This is a genomic window from Streptomyces sp. KM273126 (assembly GCF_004337435.2).
GTDB lineage: Bacteria > Actinomycetota > Actinomycetes > Streptomycetales > Streptomycetaceae > Streptomyces > Streptomyces acidicola.
Genome location: NZ_SJXB02000002.1, coordinates 2,749,391 through 2,768,608, shown reverse-complemented (window position 1 = coordinate 2,768,608; position 19,218 = coordinate 2,749,391). Strand labels below are relative to the sequence as shown.

The 19,218-nt window shown below is 69.5% G+C and carries 14 protein-coding genes; 8 read left to right on the top strand and 6 right to left on the bottom strand.

Going from position 1 to position 19,218, the window contains the following annotated elements:
* Positions 1-11: 11 nt before the first annotated feature.
* The 3 genes from E0500_RS42965 (at position 12) to E0500_RS42955 (ending at position 2,873) form a co-directional block, all read left to right on the top strand.
* Positions 12-1,358 (top strand): NAD(P)/FAD-dependent oxidoreductase, encoded by a 1,347-nt coding sequence (locus E0500_RS42965; protein WP_131568947.1) that lies wholly within the window; start codon positions 12-14, stop codon positions 1,356-1,358.
* Between the two features lie 74 nt (positions 1,359-1,432).
* On the top strand, positions 1,433-2,269 hold the full coding sequence (locus E0500_RS42960; RefSeq protein ID WP_131568949.1) for an NAD(P)H-binding protein: 837 nt from the start codon (positions 1,433-1,435) through the stop codon (positions 2,267-2,269).
* Positions 2,270-2,444: 175 nt separating this feature from the next.
* Positions 2,445-2,873 carry a DUF4440 domain-containing protein gene (locus E0500_RS42955; protein WP_131568951.1) on the top strand — a complete coding sequence of 143 codons (429 nt, stop codon included), beginning with the start codon at positions 2,445-2,447 and terminating at the stop codon, positions 2,871-2,873.
* A 45-nt stretch (positions 2,874-2,918) separates the two neighbouring features.
* Here the strand turns inward: E0500_RS42955 and E0500_RS42950 are convergent, their stop codons facing one another.
* Positions 2,919-3,938: a helix-turn-helix domain-containing protein gene (locus E0500_RS42950; RefSeq protein ID WP_131568953.1), complete on the bottom strand. Its 1,020-nt coding sequence runs from the start codon at positions 3,936-3,938 to the stop codon at positions 2,919-2,921.
* Positions 3,939-4,091: 153 nt separating this feature from the next.
* Between E0500_RS42950 and E0500_RS42945 the strand changes: the two genes are divergently transcribed.
* From E0500_RS42945 to E0500_RS42935, 3 genes are all read left to right on the top strand, one after another.
* Positions 4,092-4,985: an NAD(P)-dependent oxidoreductase gene (locus E0500_RS42945; protein WP_131568955.1), complete on the top strand. Its 894-nt coding sequence runs from the start codon at positions 4,092-4,094 to the stop codon at positions 4,983-4,985.
* 248 nt (positions 4,986-5,233) lie between these two features.
* On the top strand, positions 5,234-6,769 hold the full coding sequence (locus E0500_RS42940; RefSeq protein ID WP_181587443.1) for an NAD(P)/FAD-dependent oxidoreductase: 1,536 nt from the start codon (positions 5,234-5,236) through the stop codon (positions 6,767-6,769).
* A 181-nt stretch (positions 6,770-6,950) separates the two neighbouring features.
* Positions 6,951-8,138, top strand: coding sequence for a cytochrome P450 (locus E0500_RS42935; RefSeq protein WP_131568957.1), 1,188 nt, complete (start codon positions 6,951-6,953; stop codon positions 8,136-8,138).
* Here E0500_RS42935 and E0500_RS42930 read toward each other — a convergent pair.
* The 4 genes from E0500_RS42930 to E0500_RS42920 form a co-directional block, all read right to left on the bottom strand.
* Positions 8,115-10,514, bottom strand: a complete 2,400-nt coding sequence (locus E0500_RS42930) for a BTAD domain-containing putative transcriptional regulator (protein WP_399121009.1) — start codon at positions 10,512-10,514, stop codon at positions 8,115-8,117. The two genes, E0500_RS42935 and E0500_RS42930, sit on opposite strands and share 24 nt — an antisense overlap.
* Positions 10,515-11,057: 543 nt before the next feature.
* Positions 11,058-11,351, bottom strand: coding sequence for a thioesterase II family protein (locus E0500_RS45710; RefSeq protein ID WP_399121007.1), 294 nt, complete (start codon positions 11,349-11,351; stop codon positions 11,058-11,060).
* Complete coding sequence (locus tag E0500_RS45705) at positions 11,272-11,664, bottom strand: thioesterase domain-containing protein (RefSeq protein WP_399121077.1); 393 nt, start codon at positions 11,662-11,664, stop codon at positions 11,272-11,274. The genes E0500_RS45710 and E0500_RS45705 overlap by 80 nt, the downstream gene beginning before the upstream one ends.
* An 837-nt stretch (positions 11,665-12,501) precedes the next feature.
* Positions 12,502-14,946 carry an NACHT domain-containing protein gene (locus E0500_RS42920; protein WP_131565728.1) on the bottom strand — a complete coding sequence of 815 codons (2,445 nt, stop codon included), beginning with the start codon at positions 14,944-14,946 and terminating at the stop codon, positions 12,502-12,504.
* 660 nt (positions 14,947-15,606) lie between these two features.
* Between E0500_RS42920 and E0500_RS42915 the strand changes: the two genes are divergently transcribed.
* Positions 15,607-16,905: an enolase C-terminal domain-like protein gene (locus E0500_RS42915; protein ID WP_131565726.1), complete on the top strand. Its 1,299-nt coding sequence runs from the start codon at positions 15,607-15,609 to the stop codon at positions 16,903-16,905.
* Positions 16,906-16,914: 9 nt separating this feature from the next.
* Entirely contained in the window at positions 16,915-18,264 is a 1,350-nt protein-coding gene (locus E0500_RS42910) for an MFS transporter (RefSeq protein ID WP_131565724.1), read from the top strand.
* 75 nt (positions 18,265-18,339) lie between these two features.
* On the opposite strand, the gene E0500_RS42905 is transcribed toward E0500_RS42910, so the two are convergent.
* A complete protein-coding gene (locus E0500_RS42905) occupies positions 18,340-19,125 on the bottom strand; it encodes an IclR family transcriptional regulator (protein WP_165935066.1) in 786 nt (261 codons plus the stop codon).
* Between the last annotated feature and the right edge of the window lie 93 nt (positions 19,126-19,218).

Genomic DNA, 19,218 nt, shown 5'->3' with positions numbered 1-19,218 from the left:
GAGCGACAACCGTGGGGACAGCTGAGCGGAACCGCGCGGTCGTGCTGGGCGCGAGCACGGCCGGGCTGCTGGCGGCGCGTGTGCTGGCGGACGCGTACGACGAGGTCGTCGTGGTGGACCGGGACGAGCTGAGGGACGACGACCTGCCGCGCAAGGGCGTGCCGCAGGGCAACCACGTCCACGCACTGCTGGCGCGTGGCCGGCACATCATCGAGGAGCTGCTGCCCGGCATCACCGACGAGCTGATCTCCACCGGCGCGGTGAGCGGTGACGTCACCGGGAATGTGCGCTGGGTCATGGAGGGGCAGCGGATGCCGCAGCCCCACTCGGACATGCTGCTGCTGTCGATGAGCCGGCCGCACCTGGAGCAGCGGGTGCGGAGCCGGGTGCGGGCGTTGCCGAACGTGTCGTTCCTGCGCCGGCACGACATCACCGGGCTGCTGACGTCCAACGACCGGCGGACGGTCGTCGGGGTGTCGGTGGTGGAGGACGGCCGGTCGCGCGAGCTGGCCGCGGATCTGGTGGTGGACGCCACCGGGCGACGCTCCCGCACCCCGGCGTGGCTGGCGGAGCTGGGTTTCCCGGAGGTGGAGGAGGACCAGCAGCGGATCGGGGTCGGTTACACCACGCAGTACTTCCGGCTGCCGCCCGAGCTGATGGACGACGACATCTCCATCGACGTGGTGGCCTCGCCGGACACCGGGCGCGGCGCGATCTGCGCCACCATCGAGGGCGGCCGCACGGTGGTGACGGCGTACGGCTTCCTCGGCGACTACCCGCCCCATGACCCGGAGGGGTTCCTCGCGTTCCTGAAGTCACTGTCGGGGACGGACATCTACGACACGGTGAAGGACCACGAGCCGCTGGGCGACCCGGTGGCGTACCGCTTCCCGGCGAACCTGCGCCGCCGCTACGAGCTGATGACCTCGTTCCCGGCCGGGCTGCTCGTCCTCGGCGACGCGGTGTGCAGCTTCAACCCGGTGTACGGGCAGGGCATGACGGTCGCCGCCCTCGGTGCCATGGTGCTGCGCGACCATGTGTCCCGGCCGGGCGCGCCGCGTGCCGAGGAGTACTTCGCCGGCCTCGCGGAGGGGGCGGTGGACGCGGTGTGGTCGATGACGACCGGCGCCGACCTCGCCTTCCCGGGTGTCGAGGGCGAGCGCACCGAGGAGTGGCGGGAGGAGCAGGCGTACGTGGGGCAGCTCCTGGAGGCGGCCACCCGCGACCACTCGCTGCTGACCGCGTACGCCCGCGTGGTCTTCCTGGTCGACCCGCCGGAGGCGCTCGTCGCCCCGGAGATCCAGTCGGCCGTCCGCGCGGCGTCCCCGGACGCCCCGCTGGTGGCCGAGCCCCACTGACCCTTCGCCTCCGGCTTTTCCCCGGACTTCCCCGACAGCTTCTCTGTGACGGCTTCTCTCTGATGGCAGGTGACATGAACGACACTCCCGTTCTGGTACTGGGTGGTACGGGCAAGACGGGCCGCCGTGTGGCGCGGCAGCTCGCCGAGCGCGGGCGTACGGCCAGGGTGGCGTCCCGCTCGGGCGCCCGGCGGTTCGACTGGCGGGACAAGGAGACGTGGGCGGCGGCCGTCGAGGGCGTCGAGGCGGTCTACGTGGTGGACGAGCAGGGGCCCCACGCGGCGGAACTCCTCGCCGATTTCGCCTCGTTCGCCATCCGGCGGGGTGTCGGGCGGCTGGTGTTCCTGTCCGCGCGGACGCTGGAGCAGTGGGCGCACGAGGAGGGCCGGTTCGCCGCCGAGCGGGCGGTGCGGGAGTCGGGGGCTCAGTGGACGATCCTGCGGCCCACGTGGTTCTCGCAGAACTTCAGCGAGGACCGGCTGCTGGCGCCGGACGTCGCCGCCGGCGAGGTGATCCTGCCGGACGGTCAGGGCGTGGAGCCGTTCATCGACGCCGAGGACATCGCGGCCGTCGCCGTGGCCGCGCTCACCGAGGAGGGGCACGCGGGCGAGCTGTACGTCCTGTCGGGGCCGCGGCTGATGACGTTCGCCGAGTGCGTCGACCTGATCGCCGAGGCGGCGGGCCGGAAGATCCGCCCGGTCGTGGTGGACCGCGAGGAATACGCCCGGCATCTCGTCGGGCGTGGCTACGCACGGGATTTCGCGGATTTCATGAACGAGCTCTTCGACACCATTCGTGACGGCCGGACGGCTTATCTCTCCGACGGTGTGCGGCGGGCTCTCGGCCGGGAGCCGCGTGACTTCCGCGTATACGCAGCCGACACGGATTGGGACGCGGTCTCGGCACGGTAACCGCCGGCTCTCCACTGCTGGTCGGGGGTGGTTACCGGGGTGTGGTCCGGTCGTTCCGGGCGGCCAGTAGCGTTCAACGGGTCGAAATGCGCGGCGCGATGCCCAATCCGCCCGATGTCCATCTGTCAACTCTCGTCCGACTCCCTCGCGGGGGAATGAATGGAGCGGCTCATCCATGGCCAGCGGAAAGTACGACAAGTATTTGTCGAGCGACATCGCGACGCATCAGGAGATGTTCGGCGAGGCGTTCAACTCCGGTGACGCGGACGCCGTCAACTCGATGTACACCGAGGACGCCGTCGGCGTCTGGGACCCGGGTGTGCCGCTGACGGGCCAGGCCCGTCGGGACCGGGTCAAGGAGTTCATGTCCTACGGCCCGACCGTGGACGCGAAGGTGCTCCAGACCCTCGTGAGCGGTGACACGGCGATGCTGATCGTCGAGTGGTCGATGGAGACCAAGGACGCCGACGGCAAGCCGGAGCACCTGGAGGGTGTCGCGGTGGACGTCCTCCAGCGCGGCGAGGACGGCAACTGGCGTTACGCCGTGGACAACCCCTACGGCGTCAGCGGCCCCCGCACCGCAGAGGAGGCCGCCGGGGCGTAGCCCCTGCGGGGCCCGGGCGCGACGGGCGCCCGGGCCTCCGTGGGTTCAACGGCGCCCGTCGGCGAGGGTGCTGCGGCGGGCCGGGGCCGCCCCGAAGGACTGGCGGTAGTCCGTGGGCGTCACCCCGACGTGCAGGGTGAAGTGGCGGCGCAGATTGGCCGCCGTGCCCAGGCCGCTGAACTCGCTGACCCGCTCGATCGGCAGGTCGGTGGTCTCCAGCAGGGTCTGCGCGTGCGCGAGGCGCTGGTTGAGCAGCCACTTGAGCGGGGTCATCCCGGTGGCGGCCTGGAGGCGCCGGAAGAAGGTCCGGGTGCTCATCCCGGCCTGCTTGGCCATGCCGTCGACGGTGAGGGGCTGGTCGAGGCGGCGGGCGGCCCAGTCCATGACGGGGGCGAGGCTGTCGTCGTCGGTGACCGGGACGGAGAGGTCCACGAACTGGGTCTGGCCGCCGGGCCGGTGACCGGAGACCACCAGCCGGCGGGCGAGCTGGTTGGCGACATGGGCGCCGAGGTCATGGCGCACGATGTGCAGGCACAGGTCGAGTCCGGCCGTCATACCGGCGCTGGTCAGGATCCGGCCCTCGTCCACGTAGAGGACCGAGTCGTCGACCTCCACCTCGGGGTAACGCTTGGCCAGGTCGGCCGTGTTCAGCCAGTGCGCGGCGGCCCGGCGGCCGTTCAGGAGACCGGCCTCCGCGAGTGCGAACGCCCCGGTGCACAGGGACACCATGCGGGCGCCGGCGTCGTGGGCGCGGCGCAGCGCGTCGACGAACTCGGCCGGGAGGGACTCCCCCCGGTTGACGACGGCGTCCGGCACCGAGGGCACGATCACGGTGTCGGCGGTGACGAGGTCCTCGACGCCGTGGGTGGTGCGGACGGAGAACCCCCGTGCCGGGCCGGCGGCGGAGGGCGGGGTCACCGAGCACGCCCGCAGGTCGTACCAGGGGTCGGCGAGGTCCGGCTGGGGATCGCCGAAGACCGCGTAGGCGATGGCCGTCTCGTAGACCTCGCACACCTGCATGTCCGTGTCGTTGACCAGAGCGATGGCGACAGACCCAGGATTCATACCGCCAAGCCTACGGCAGGAATTTTGCGAAGGTCGGCACTTCTGCCACTGTCCGTCGCCCGCACCGCGGTGCGAGGGTTGCGGGCAGCGGGTTGGTCATCGCCGAGATGCAAACCATGCAAACCACAGTGTGAATTGGAACGGGAGTACGCAATGTCGAACACCAACGCAGCCCAAGCTCCGGTGTCGGTCATCGGCCTGGGTCTGATGGGCCAGGCATTAGCCGCTGCTTTCCTCAAGGCGGGACACCCCACCACTGTGTGGAACCGCACGACCGCCAAGGCCGACCAGCTCGTCGCCGAGGGCGCTGCCCGCGCCGGTTCGGTCGCGGACGCGGTCGCGGCGAGCCCGCTGGTCGTTCTCTGCGTCACGGACTACACCGCCGTGCGCGAGCTGCTCGACCCGCTGGCCGGCTCGCTCAAGGGCAAGGTCGTGGTGAACCTGACGACGGGCACCTCGACGCAGGCCCGCGAGACCGCCGGGTGGGCGGCGGGTGTGGAGACCGCCTACCTCGACGGCGCCATCATGGCGATCCCGCCGGACATCGCCACCGACGCCGCCGTCCTGCTGTACAGCGGCCCGAAGGCGGCCTTCGAGGAGCACGAGGCGACGCTGCGCGCGCTGGGCGCCGCCGGCACCACGTACCTGGACGCCGACCACGGGCTGTCCGCGCTCTACGACATGTCGCTGCTGGGCATCATGTGGGGCATCCTCAACGGCTTCCTCCAGGGCGCCGCCCTGCTGGGCACCGCCAAGGTGAAGGCCACCGCCTTCGCCCCGCTGGCCAACACGATGATCAACGTGGTCACCGAGTACGTGACCGCGTACGCCCCGCAGATCGACGAGGGCAAGTACCCGGCCGGCGACGCCACCATGACGGTCCACCAGGACGCGCTGGAGCACCTCGCCGAGGAGAGCAAGACCCTCGGCATCAACGCCGAACTGCCCCGCTTCTTCAAGGCGCTCGTCGACCGCGCGGTGGCCGACGGCCACGCCGACAGCGGCTACGCGGCGCTGATCGAGCAGTTCCGCAAGCCCTCCGCCTGACGGACGCGTTCCACCCGGCCTCCGGGGTACGGCCCACCAGCCGTACCCCGGAGGCTTTTTGTATTCCACCTGCACGTAATTCTCACATTTCAATCCTCGGCAATCCCCCTGCCGTCCGCCAAACGGAATTACCCGCGGAAGACCGAAAATCGCCGCTGCTCGACTACGTTTGGCAGCGTTTTCCGGACACAGTCCGAGGATCCGGGGGAGTGCCCGGCATTCATGCCGGCGACACATCGAGGAGAAATGTGAGTACACCCAACGAGCACGGCGCGATATCGGCCAACGAGAACGCGGCGTCCGGTTCCGGCCGGACCGCGTCGCGGCTGCCGCGGCGCACCCTGCTGAAGGCGGTCGGAGCCACCACGCTCGTCACCGCGGCGGGTGCGGCCGTCGCGCGTCCTGCCGCGGCGGCGGAGCTGAAGGAGGACTTCGACGTCATCGTCGTCGGCGCCGGCCTCGCCGGGGTCACCGCCGCGCGCGAACTGAAGGCCCAGGGCAAGCGCGTCCTCCTGCTGGAGGCGCGCAACCGCATCGGGGGACGGACCTGGACCGACACCTACCAGGGGCAGCAGATCGAGCGCGGCGGCGCCTGGGTCGACCCGCTCCAGCCGTACGTGTGGCGGGAGCTGGACCGCTACAAGGTCCCGATCGTCGCCGACGCAGGGGTCGAGCGAAGCATCCTGCCCACCCTCGACGGGTTCCAGGAGTACGACCCGGCCGAGGCGTACGCCCGCCAGAAAGAGCTGTTCACCCCGTTCTTCGAGGACGGCAACCGGGAGTACTTCGAGCGCCCCTACGAGCCGCTCCACCGCGAGGACCTGGTGCGCAAGCACGACGGGTTCTCGCTGCGCGACCGGCTCGACCAGCTGACGTACGCCCCTGAGGAAGAGATCCGGCTCACCAGCACGACCTCACTGTACGGCGGCTCCAGCAAGCGCGGCGCGCTGACCCACCTCACCCAGTGGTGGGCGCTGTCCGGCTGGAACTTCGACGGCTTCCACGGCGTCAACACCTACCGTCCGAAGGACGGCACCATCTCCCTGCTCAAGGCCATCCTGGCTCAGGCTGCGCCCACGCTGCGCCTGAACTCCCCGGTGGCCTCGGTCGAGCAGGACGGCAGCCGGGTCCGCGTCGTCACCCGCGCCGGGGAGCAGTTCGTCGCCCCCGAGGTCATCATGGCCGTACCGGTCAACGTGTGGAAGACGATCGAGTTCACCCCGGGGCTGCCGGAGGCGCACCGCACGGCCTCCACCGCGGGCATCGGCGTGCCGCACGAGAAGAAGCTGTGGCTGGACCTGAAGCAGCCCGCCGACCGCTTCGTCGCGGAGGCCCCGGAGGGGCACCCGATCTGCATCATGGGCCGCTTCGACGTGGGCCAGCCGGTGGTGGCGTTCAGTGTGAAGGACACCTTCGACGCAGGGGACGGCAAGCAGGTCGAGGCGGCGGTGAAGGACATCCTGCCGGACGCCGAGCTGCTCAGCTACACGGCCCACGACTGGCACGCGGACGAGTTCGCGCTGGGTGTCGGCGCCTTCCGCCAGCCGTTCCAGCTGACCCGGCTGCACCGCGACATCCAGAAACCGCACGGCCGCGTCAGGTTCGCCGGCGGCGACATCGCCGACGGCTGGAGCGGCTACATGGACGGCGCCGTCGAGTCGGGCATCCGCGCGGCCGGCGGCAAGCTCCTGACCGCCGCCGAGATCAAGCGTCTGACGAGCGCGGCGGCCCTGCGGGCCCCGCAGGTCGACCGCCGGCTGTACCGCTCGATGTCGGCGTTCTGACCCGCGCTCCCGGCCTGGTCTCCTCCTGATCTGCCGGCGGTCTACGGGCGGTCTTCGGAAACCGGCGCCGCATCACCGGCAGCGGACTTCGGTCCGCTGCCGGTTTCAGATCTCTCACGCATTCCTTTTATGCCCGCGGAATTCACCGTGGGCCGAGAAACGCGAGGATAAGGTCAGGATCATGAGCATAACTTCGGATACTCTCGCAAAGGATCCGGCGGAGTCGCTGTTCGCCTGGTTCCGTTCGATGCTCGACACCCGGCCGGTGTACCGGGACCCGGAAAAGGGATGGCAGGTGTTCGGTCACGCCGACATCTCCCGGATCCTCGCCGACACGACCACCTTCTCCTCGGACACCGCCCGCGCGTTCAATCCGCCGCAGCCCGATCTCGACTTCTTCGACACGGGCAATCTGGTGACGACGGACCCGCCCCGGCACCGCCGGCTCCGCTCGGTGATCAGCTCCGTGTTCACCGCGCGGGCCGTGACCGGGCTGACGCCCCGGATCGAGAAGATCACCAACGTCCTGCTCGACGGGGTGGGCGGCGCCGACCGCTTCGACCTGATCGACTCGCTGGCCTACGCCCTGCCCATCAATGTGATCCTGGAACTGCTGGGCCTGCCGGTCGAGGACGAGCCGCTGTTCCGGGTGTGGGGCGAGGCCCTCGGCACCGTGGACGCCGCGACCGTCCCCCCGGAGCAGCTTCAGAACGAAGTCGTCCCGGCGGTGCGGGAGATGAACGCGTATCTGCTGGAGCACGTACGGCGGCTGCGCAAGAACCCCACTGACGATGTGCTCAGCAGGCTCGCGGGCGCCCAGGCCGACGGCACGTACCTGGACGACGGTGAGATCGTCGGGGTGACCGGTCTGACCATGTTCGCCGGGCACGCCACCACGATGGCCCTCATCGGCAACGCCGTCCTCCTCTTCGACCGGCACCCGCAGGCCGGGGCCGCGGTGCGCGCGGACCGCTCACTGCTGCCCGGCGCGCTGGAGGAGGTGCTGCGGCTGCGGCCGCCGTTCCCGAGGCTGGCCCGGATCACCACCGCCGACACCGAGCTGGGCGGTCACACGATCCCCGCCGGGTCGCTGGTGACGCCGTGGATCGGGGCCGCGAACCGGGACGGCTCCCGGTTCCCCGACCCCGACCGGTTCGACATCCACCGCACCACCAGCCACCTGGTGTTCGGGCAGGGCATCCACTTCTGCCTCGGCGCGCCGCTGGCCCGTCTTGAGGCGAAGCTCGCCCTGAACATCCTGATGGACCGTTACCGGGACATCGCGGTGGACGAGACCGGCTCCCTGGAGTTCGAGAACCCCAGGCAGCTGATCTCGCCCACTCGGCTACCGGTACGGGTGTCCGGCTGACCTCGGCAGACACAGGTCCGGCGCGGCGGTCTGCAGGCCGCCCGCGCCGGGGCCGCACCGCTCGTCCCTGAGGGAGGCCGAGCCGGATGCCAGGATGCGGCGCAACTGGGTGCGACGGGCGGCCGGATCGTCACCCGCCCCCTCCAGCAGCGCCTCCAGCAGTCCCCCGGCGGAGGTGTTCAGACCGCCGGCCGTGGTGGACATCAGGAACTCCAGCAGCCGGTCGACGGCCGCGTCGGAGATCGGCTCCAGGGTGAGCGTGAGTCCGTGCCGGATACCGCTGCCCCACTCCGGGCGCCGTTTGAGCAGCTCCGGCCGGGCGGTGGCGATCACCAGCAGCGGCAGTGAACCCACCGGCGGCGCAAGGTCCTCGACGAAGTCCACCAGCACGTCGTCGGCCCAGTGCAGGTCCTCGAAGACCACCACGAGCGGGCCCCGCCCCGCGATCTCCGCGAGCAGCTGCCGCGACGCGGCCAGGACGTCGCCGACCGCGACCCGAGTGCTCGCGCAGACCTCCGCGTCCAGGAGCGGGGGCAGACACGTCAGCATCCACTGCCGCTCCTCCTCGGCCTCGACCAGCCGCTCGACGGTGGCGGTGAGCTTGGCCCGTGCCGTCTCGGCCGAGTCGCCCCGCAGGATCCCGCAGCAGGACGCCACCAGGTCGTACAGGACTTCCAGCGGCTCCTCGCCGATGACGGGCCGGCTGCGCACCACCAGCAGCCGTACGGCCTCCGGGTTGGCCGCGAGCCGCCGCTCGAACTCCATGATGAACCGGGTCTTGCCGATGCCGGGCTCCCCCAGCACCGTCACCAGATGGGGCGTCGCCTGGTGCCGGGTGCGCTGGAGCAGACCGCGCAGCACGTCCAGGTCGTACTCGCGGTCGATCACGGGTACGGCGTGCAGGGCGACGTACTCCTGGCGGAAGCCCCCGACCTGCCAGCCGGGCGAGGAGTCGCCGCGGTGGTAGGTGACCGCGAACTCGGTGGCACGGCGGGTGTCGTCGCAGACCCGGATCTCCCCGGCGGGGGTGAGGGACAGCAGAGTGTGGCACTCGTCGAGGAGAGCGCCGTTGACCGACGGCGGGACCTCGCCGCGGTCGGGCTGGTAGCGGACGAGCGCCCCGCCGGTGGCGACCGCCGCCTGGATGGAGACGCCGCGCGCGGCGGCCGTGGCCGGTCCGGCGGGGGCCGCCGCGACACCGAGGCGGTCGCGGATCGTCATCGCCGCGTGCACCGCCCGTTCGGCGTCGTCCCCGCCGGTGCGGGGCACCCCGAACAGGGCGAGCCAGATCGGGCCGATCGAGGCGGTGACCGTACCACCGAGGCACTCGACCTCCTCACGGATGACCATGGCCGCGTTCTCGGCGGCCTCATCGATCCGCTCGGGCACGCTGTCGCCCTCCCCCGGGCTGAGCCGGGCGCGCACGATGAGGACGCTGACGTCCTTGCGCTCGGCCACCATGGTCCGCAGCACCGGCGGCACAGGCGCCGCCGTGGCCGGCAGATCGACGGTCGGCAGCCGGGTGGCCGGCTCCTCGCAGGCCATACCCTCGTCGCCCCGGCGGTCGCGGGGCACGGCCGGTGCGGCGAGCGTCCCCGGCTGCGCGGATACGGTGTCCAGGCCGCCCGAAACGCCCTGGAGGGCCGGCTCCGCGCGGTCCTGGGAGGCGCCCGTCATGAGCAGCTCGATCTGCTGCCGGACGCCGACCGGGACCAGTACCGGGTCATGGACAAGGATGGCCTGCTGCAATGCCTTGAGGGCATGGCCCGGTTCGAGCCCGAGTTTTTCCACCATTTCAGCGCGGGCACCGTGATAAACATCCAAAGCGTCCGTCTGCCGCCCCGATCGGTAGAGCGCCAGCATGAGCTGTCCGAGCAGCCGTTCCCGCAACGGCTCGGTAGCAACCGTTTTCTCCAACTCGCCGAGGATGCGGTGATGATGACCACACGCCAACTCCGCCTCGAAATAGTGCTCCAGAGCATCCAGCCGGGCGTTCCTGACAGAAGTCAGCTCAGGCCAGTCGATTCCGGTTTCCACCAGATCCGCCAACACCGGTCCCCGCCACAGAGCCAGTGCGTCACGCAGCAGCAGAGAAGCGTTCTCCGGCGATCCCGCCGCCAGTTCCACACGGCCCTTTTCGACCAGTCCCCGGAAGTTGTACAGGTCCGTCCGGTCCGGCGCGACCCGCAGCATGTAACCCGGAGCCTGGCTCAACAGCTCCACACAGCCGGCATCGCGCTCGTCCGGAGAGAGCGCCCTGCGCAGTCTCCACACGGAGTTCTGCAGTATTTTCCGGGCCGACTTGGGCGCCTTGCCGACCGGCCACAACGCCTCTATCAACTGACTGCTCGCCACCACCCGGTTGGTGTTCAGCAACAGAAACCCGAGTGTCGCGCGCTGTCTCGTTCCACCCAGTCCGACCAACTGGTCACTGCAAACGACCTCTAACGGGCCCAGCATTCGAAACCGCATCGCTTTCCCCCACTACAAGATTGCTCAAGCTCTTGCAAGCGATCGCCTTCGAGGTCCCCTTGCACGGGCATACCCAGGTGTCAACCGTGCCACCCCCGTGTCCCCCGTCTCCGCAAGTCGACGCGCCGAGTCGATCACGAATACCCGTCCTCAAGTGACACACGAGCCTTGTGTTCCGGTCAAGTTTTCTCAGGAGGCGGAACGTTTTATGGCCGGATCCACGCGGCTCACAGGCTCCGCACAGCCGGAGGCCGGTGACAGAGACCGGCCGCCACCGGCCGCCCCGGCCGGTGACCGTCCACCCCGGCCGGTGACCGTCCACCCCGGCCGGTGACCGTCCACCCCGGCCGGTGGCCGTCCACCCCGGCCGGTGACCGTCCACCCCGGCCGGTGGCCGTCCACCCCGGCCGGTGGCCGTCCACCCCGGCCGGTGGCCGTCCGCCCCGGTCAGCCGGCGCGGGCCGGCAGCAGTCCGCGGATCAGGCCGATGACGTCCCCGGCATGGTCGTTGAGGAAGAAGTGACCGCCCTCGAACACCCGGGTCCGGAAGTCGCCCGAGGTCTGCTCGCCCCAGGTTCGGACCTCCTCGACGGCCGCCTCCGGGTCGCGGCCGCCGGCCAGGGCGACCACGGGACAGGACAGCGGCCGGCCGGGGGTGTCCTCATAGGAGGCGAGGGCCCGGTAGTCGCCGCGCAGCGCGGGCAGGATCAGCTCCAGCAGCTCCGGGTCGTCGAGGACCACGGCGTCCGTGCCGCCCAACCCGCATATCCGCCGGACCAGTCCGGCGTCGCCCACAGGCCAGTCCCGGTTCCTTCCCCGGGCGGCGGCCGGTCCGCGGCGGCCCGACACGACGAGCAGTTGCGGCTCGCCGCCGGGCAAGCCGTACAGCCACCTCGTACGCGAGCGAAGCCCCCATGCTGTGCCCGAATAGCGCCCGGGGCCGGTCTCCCGACGGGCCCAGCGCCCCGGCAATCAGGTCGGCCAGCAGATGCAGATCCTCCACCGGAGCCTCACGCAACCGGTCCAGCCGCCCCCGATACTGCACAACCGCCACATCCACCACCGGAGCGAGCGCGACAGCCAAGGGCCGCCAGTAGGAGGCGAAGCCACCCACGTACGGGAAACACACCAGCTCACACGCCGCCCCACTGCCACTACCAGCAAGCGCACTCCCCGCCGATACGAAAACGTCGAAACCAGACGTTCCCTTATTGGCTCACCTCGACCCACCCCACGATCACGCACCCAACAGCCACCCCACAACACCTACTTCACGGCACCTTCCCACCCCACCACACACCCAGGGACCTCCCGAACCAGCTCGCGCACCGCGCATCCAACCGCATCGCCACATCCCCACACCACGCCCCGCCCGGCAATTCCTTCACCACCCCCCACCATGCCCCACCTGCCCATCCCCCACCGCAATCACACCAACACCACCACGCCCGACCCCACACACACGCACGCACGGCCACCCCATCCCCGAACCGGCCAATGACACCAACACCCGCCCCACCCCACCCCCGGCCCCCAGCAGCGCCAAGCCACGCAGACCTCCTTGACGCTCCAGCCCCGCCCAGAACCCATCACGGCATTGCAACCCAGCTCAGCAGCCCGACCGGAATATTGACACCCTTCAGGCCTCAGCGAGATCATCCAGCAGCCGGGATCCGGCTTGGCCACCCCCGCGCCCGCCTGTGGAGACAACGAGCTGGATACGTGACTCCGTAGCGTGCACGTAGAAAGTGCCTTTCTGCTGGGCTGACCGGGACCTTAGGAAAGTCTCGTCGTCCCAGCTCAGAAGGCACTTTCGCGTTCCCACTCATGATCCGGACACGGCCGCAAGTGAAACACGCAGGCTGGTGCGCCTGATGTGCCGGCCTGACGGCTATGCCAGCCCGTTCCAACGGGCGCCTCCCCAGCGGGACAGCGCGGTGGCGATCTCGGGAGGCACGCCAGGTTTGTCACCGAGTCCCCAGATTGTGATCCAGCCGTCCCGGTCCGGGGTGCGGCCGGGCGGGGGCACGCGGTCCGGGGCGAGGCGCACCTGGATGCCGTACGCATGGCCGTCACGGCCGAAGGCTCCCAGTGCTCGCACGGAAACCTGCTCCACGTCCAGCCACCGGAGGCTGAACGGTTCGTGGCCGATGATTTCGATCAGCTCCTCGTCGAGGCGCAGTTCGATTTCGTGCCGGGGCACACGCCTGGCGGCGAGCCAGAGCAGTGGTGGCAGCGCGATGAGGAAGACCGCGAACCACCAGAGGACGGGGCGCTCGGTCACGGCGAAGTAGGTGCAGAGTGCCCCGCCGAGCCAGGGACCGACAAAGGTCGTCGGACCTATGGTGACCGCTACGCTGCTGGCACCGCTGACACGGACCTCCCGTGCCGTCTCCTGCCGCTCCGCCTCCCAGTCGTTCGCTTCCTGGCCGCCCAGCCGCTGCTGAAGCCGGGCGTGGCGGAACTGGTAGACGCCGCCCACCTGACGGAGGATCCCCAGCCGGTGGGCGTCCCGAAGGAAGACTGTTACCGACCACGGCAGCCGACTGCACAGGGCCAGCACGGTCCGGGCTGTGGTCCACCGTCCCCAGCGGCTCGTCGCCACGAGCCCCGCGGCAGCCAGGAGCCAGGTGGTGAGAGCCATTCCGGTCAGGACGGCGGTCTCGTTACTCGCCCGCAGGTACGACACGGTGAGTCCCGCGAGGGCGGGCGCGATTACCAGTGCGGAGACCAACGCCACTCTGCGTTCGCCGCGCAGCAGCGTGTCAGGCCCGACTGGCGCGTCGCTGTCCACCGGCCGGGTCAGCACCACGCCCAGTGCCAGCGGAAGCAGGGCGCCGAGCCGCAGTACGAAGGGGTGTTCGGCGCCCATGGCCATGACGGCGGTGAGTGAGGGCACCAGGACGGCGGCCGACACCACCACCGCCGTGGGCCGCGCGGGCCGGCGCGGCTGACCGCCGCCCGTACGATGCAGCGCCTCGGCGATCTTTCCACCGACCAATCCCAGGATCACGGCCAGCAGGGCGGCCACACACAACCTGAGCACCGTCACGACGTCCTGGGCGCGGCCGGCGAGGACCGCGGTGGCAAGGTATCCGGCCCCCACTCCGAGCGCCAAGGCCGGTAAGGCACCGAGTACGAGCGTGAACTTGCTCATGGCGGTCCGAGAGGACGGCCCGCGCAGCCGCCACCACGCCAGGTCCCGGGTGTGCAGGCGGTCGAGGTGGGCCGCGAAGAACCGAAGCCACAGGTCCGCCGATCGCGGATCCCACTGCCGTACGGGTCTTACCTGGTCCGGCGACGCCGGACCGTATGTGAAGACAGCCGGGACGAGTCCCTCAAGCAGGTGTTCCTCGATCGCCGTGGCGCTAGGGAAGCGGTGCCGGTCGGTCAGTTCCTCGGGGCGAGTTGCCGGGCCCGCGTACACCTGGGTCGCGAGCCACAGGATCAACGGAGACGAAAGGACCGAGGCCACAGGGCCCCGCGGGTCGGCGGCCATGTCGTCGAAGACCCGCTGCCACAGTGGGAGCCGCCGGGGGTGGACCATGGCGCGCAGGTGGGCAAGGACGGCCTCAGTGGGTACGGGCAGGGCCTCGATGACTGCGGCGGAGTCCACAACGCGTTCGCTGCCCGCGGCCGCCGCGTACTCAGCACTCCGTGAGGTCAGCACCACGGAATCGCCCTGCCCCAGGGCCCGGTTGAGACCGGTCAGGGCCGCCGCCCTGCGCGATTCCGGAAGCTCGTCCAGGCCCTCCAGCACGGGAAGCACACGCCGGTCCCGCACAAGACGCCTCACGCTACGCCGGTCCAGGCCCGGTGCCCGGCCGGCATAGTCCTCCGCGATACGGTCGGCGAGCCAAGCGTCCAGGTGTTGCTTCGCCGGGTCCCACGTCGTCAGCAACAGAATCACGGGAACCGGATCGTGTGTCCCGCGCTCTCTCAGCAGTTCGAGCGCAAGCAGTACGGCCAGCGACGACTTCCCCGAGCCCGGAGGTCCAAGAACGACCAGCCTGCGCTGCGGCAGTGCCCGGAAGGCGGTGGCCAGTTCAGGTAGTCCGTCCCCGCGGCCAGGCACCTGCGCGCCTGCCTTGCCACGGTGGTCGGCGATGGACCAGTCAGCCTGCCAGGGTACCGACAGCCCCGCCGAGCCGCCCAGGCCACGCAGTGCCGCCTCGTCCCGCCACTGGGCGTGCACCAGGCTCGCGAGTTCGCCGGCGACCCGATCCAGCGGCGTGGTGTCCGGCGCGGCGTGGACGTGGATGTCTCCGCTGATCTCACCAGCCTGGATCACATAGTGTGCGGTACCGGAGAACACGTTGCGCACCTCACGCGTCATGCCGTGTCAACGCCGATCCACCATTCCGAGTTCCCCACTCAACGAGAGCGCCCGGAGCAGTTCAATCAGCCGCAAGCGGCCCGCGCCGACTTCGACCGCCTCGCCGAAATCGTCACCGGCGCCTACGCACGCATCGGAACCCCCGCGGCCGGGAAGCCTGGCTCCAGGCCTCCTCCATCACCCGCCGCGCGCTGCGCGTGCAGAGCCACGGCGACCTGGTCAGCTGGCTGTTCCAGCCGCAGCCCGGCCGGCCGAGGGGCTGCCCGCGATGGCCTACGCCGTCGCCAGCGCACCGCTGGTCTCGCACCCGCATCACCAGCCTCGTGCAGGTCACCATCACCCTGCACCTGACCTGTTCAAATCGGCTGCCAGGTTGGCTTCCGCAGCGGTCGCCTCGACCTGGCTCCTCTTGTGCTCCGTCCCCGATCTGCGGGGCCGAAGCGGGTCGGCCGACTGGTCCGTGCGGGAAAAACACATCAGGCGATTCGGCGGAACTCAGCCGACCATTGCGACCGTGCTGCCCTCGCTGTCCCAGCGGCTGCGAAATTACAGCCGTATGTCGGCGGGATGACATCCGAGTTCTTGTGACCAGCGCAACAGCACTTCTAGGGTCCGTGCACTCCTGCGGCACCCAGGCCGCAGCACGCGCGAAGGAGCGCCATGCGAGATCGGTCCCTACTGATTGCAGATGTTCGGATCACCCCGATCCTGATCGAGGATGCGCCGCTGTTGAATCTCCAGGGCGTCCACCAGCCGTGGGCGACTCGGGCGATCATCGAGGTGGAGACGTTCGGGGGCACCGTCGGGGTGGGCGAGACCTACGGTGACACCGAGCATCTGGAAGCACTCGAACTGTTTGGTGCCGAGCTGGTGGGGATGTCGGTCGCGTCGCCGAACCTGCTGTGGAAGGTGGCCGAGCGCGTCCTGAAGCCCGGGGCGGTGGCGTCGTCGCTGACTGATGGCAAACCGAGTAGCTGGGTGACGGGCGTTGCCAGCGTGCGCAAGCTGCACGCCATATGCGTGTCCGCGTTCGAGGTCGCCTATCTCGACGCGCTTGGCCGTTCGCTGGGCCTGCCCGTCCATGAGTTGCTGGGCGGCAAGGTCCGCGACCGCGTGGACTACGCCGCTTATCTCTTCTACAAGTGGGAGAAGCACCCGGTTCCGGGGGCACCTGTCGACGACTGGGGCGCGGCTCTCGATCCCGTCGGCGTGGTCGCTCTTGCACACCGGTTCATCGACCGTTACGGCTTCAAGTCGATCAAGCTCAAGGGTGGTGTGTTCGAGCCCAGCCAAGAGGTCGCCGCGATCAAGGCGCTCAAGGAGGAGTTCCCGCAGCTGCCCGTGCGCCTGGACCCGAACGGGATCTGGTCGCCGGAGACAGCTACCAAGGTGGCTCGTGAACTGTCCGGTGTCGTGGAGTATCTGGAGGATCCCACCAGCGGGCAGGAGAACATGTCAGCCGTCCGCAAGGCCACCGGTATCGACCTGGCCACCAATATGTGCGTGACGACCACGGACGAAATCCGTTCCGCGGCGGAACTGGACGCGGTACAGGTCATTCTGTGTGATCACCACTTCTGGGGCGGCCTGCGGGCCACACACCAGCTCGCCGGGATCTGCGAAGCTCTCGGGCTCGGGCTGTCCATGCACTCCAACACCCATCTCGGGATCAGTCTCGCCGCCATGACTCATGCCGCTGCGGCCGCTCCCGGTGACCTCTTCGCTTGCGACACACACCGTCCGTGGCAGCCCGAGGACGTCATCGAGTCCCCGCTGGAGTTCGTCGACGGCGCAGTCGTGGTGAGCGATGAACCCGGACTCGGGGTGGAACTCGACCGCGACAGCCTGGCCCTGCTGCACAAGCGCTGGCAGAGCAGTGACGTTCGCCGACGCGACGACGTCGGGGCGATGCAGGTAGCCGATCCGTCCTGGGTCAAGCCCGAGTTTCCACGCTGGTAAGGGGACATCATGACCAGCATCACTACGCCCCCGGCTCCAGACGCCAGAGTGATCCGCAAGGTGGCTCTCGCAAGCACGGTCGGCAGCATCATCGAGTGGTACGACTTCGCGCTCTTCGGAGTCGCGGCAGGCGTCGTCTTCAACAAGCTCTTCTTCCCCGCGGACGACCCACTCGTGGGCACCATGCTGGCCTTCGCGGTCAACGCCGTGGCCTTCTTCATCCGCCCGGTCGGCGGTGTGATCTTCGGCCACTTCGGAGACCGGATCGGCCGCAGGAAGGTTCTCGCGATCACTCTGGTGATCATGGGCGCCTCCACGACGCTGATCGGTCTCCTGCCGACGTACGAGCAGATCGGTGTGGCTGCTCCGGTCCTCCTGATCCTTGTACGTTGTCTGCAGGGACTTGGAGCGGGGGCCGAGTTCAGCGGCGCCGTGATCATGGTTGCGGAGTACGCCCCCGAAAAGAAGCGCGGCCTTTACACAAGCCTGCCCAACACCGGCGTTGCCGTCGGTCTCCTGTTGGCAACAGGCCTCTTCACCCTGGTGCTGCAGCTGCCCGAGGCGGCGCTGCTGTCGTGGGGCTGGCGTATCCCCTTCTTGATCAGCGCGGTCGGTGTGGGCATCGGTTTGTACATCAGGCTCCGTCTGGACGAGACACCCGAGTTCGCGGCGCTCCAGGAAAAGGAGGACAAGCCTCGGCGCATGCCGGCGATGCAGCTTCTGCAGACGCAGGGCCGTGCCGTGGTTGTCGGTATTCTCGCCTGCTTCGCCGAGTCGAGCACCAGCTATCTGGCGAAAACGTTCGTGCTCGCCTACGTGGCGGACCAGCTCGGACTCTCCGAGCAGATAGGGCTCACCGCAGTCATGGTGGCCTCGGCCGTCAGCATCGCGACGATCCCGTTGTTCGGGCACCTCGGCGACCGGTTCGGCCGCAGGCGCGTCTACCTGGTGGGCACGGTCTTCGTCGGGTTGTTCGTGGCCCCGTTCTTCCTGCTGCTCAATACAAAGTCGTCCATGCTGATCGTGCTGGCTGTCGTCGGCCTCTACGCACTCGGAGTACGGGCCATGTCGGGCACGCAGGGGGCATACCTGTCTGAGATGTTCAAACCGGATGTCCGGTTCTCCGGAGTCGCCTTCGCCCGGGAAATCTCCAGCCCGCTGGCAGGCGGTGTCGCTCCGCTGATCGCGACAGCTCTGCTGGCGGCGACGGGAACGTGGTGGTCCGTGGCTGCATACATCGCGGCGATGTCTGTCATCTCTGCAGTCGCTGTGATCATCGGCCCCGGGACGCCCAAGCCGGCACGGCCACAGGCCCCAGAGGTCGTGGTGGAGCAGGCAGCCACAGCGACCGGGGCCTGATCGCGGAGAAGACCCATCGGATACCGAGCGCGTTGTGTGCCTTGACGCCCTGGCGCGGTTGCCGTCGCCAGGGCATCAGGCCTGCTGGTAGCCCAGCCGGCGGGAGATGAGTGCTGCCGTGCTGGCGACGACGGGGCCGATCTGCTCGGCTCTGCGGGCAACGCGGCCGATCGGGCCGGAGGCACTGATGGCCGCGATCGGCCGCCCCTGGCCGTCGAGAACCACTGCCCCGCAGGCGGCGGTGGCGGTGTTCACTTCGCCGTTGTCCAGCGACCATCCGCGGCGGCGCACGAGCGCCAGATCCCGCTCCAAGACGGAACGGCTGTTCAACGTGGCAGGCGTGTGCTTCTCCAGAGGGTGCCCGAGCAGGACATCGCCCAGTTCCTCCGCGGGCAGCGCGGCGAGCCACGCCTTGCCGACGGCTGTGCAATGCAGGGGCCGTACCGCTCCGACACGGGCGCTGACCGGGCTTGGACGTGGCCCGGGCTGGCGGTGCACAAACACCATGGTCCGGTCGAGCCGCACGGCCAGGCCTGTGGTTTCCTGCGTCAGATCCGCGAGGTGACGCAGCGGTTCGGGTGCCACATGCGCAACCTGGGATCGCTGCAGAACCGACAAGCCCAGCCGCAGCGCTTCGGGGCCGACGACCCAGCGTCCCGGTTCGTGGTGTGGCTGGAGCATTCCCCACGCCTCAAGGCGATGCGCGAGGCGGTAGACCGTACTCCGACTGGTTGATGCGGCCCCGGCAAGATCGGCGACAGTCGCCTCGTGTGCTGTCGCCATGTAGCGCAGGATGAGCATCGCGCGGTCGAGAATCCCTGCGCCAGGCTGGTCTCCGCGAGGGTCGGTGTTGTGCAGCATTGCAACGCCTCCACAGTGCTTTGGGCGTTCATCGGTCGACGCGCAGATCAGGCCGTTCACCAGCCGGGCGAAGCGGGCACACATCCGAGTCGC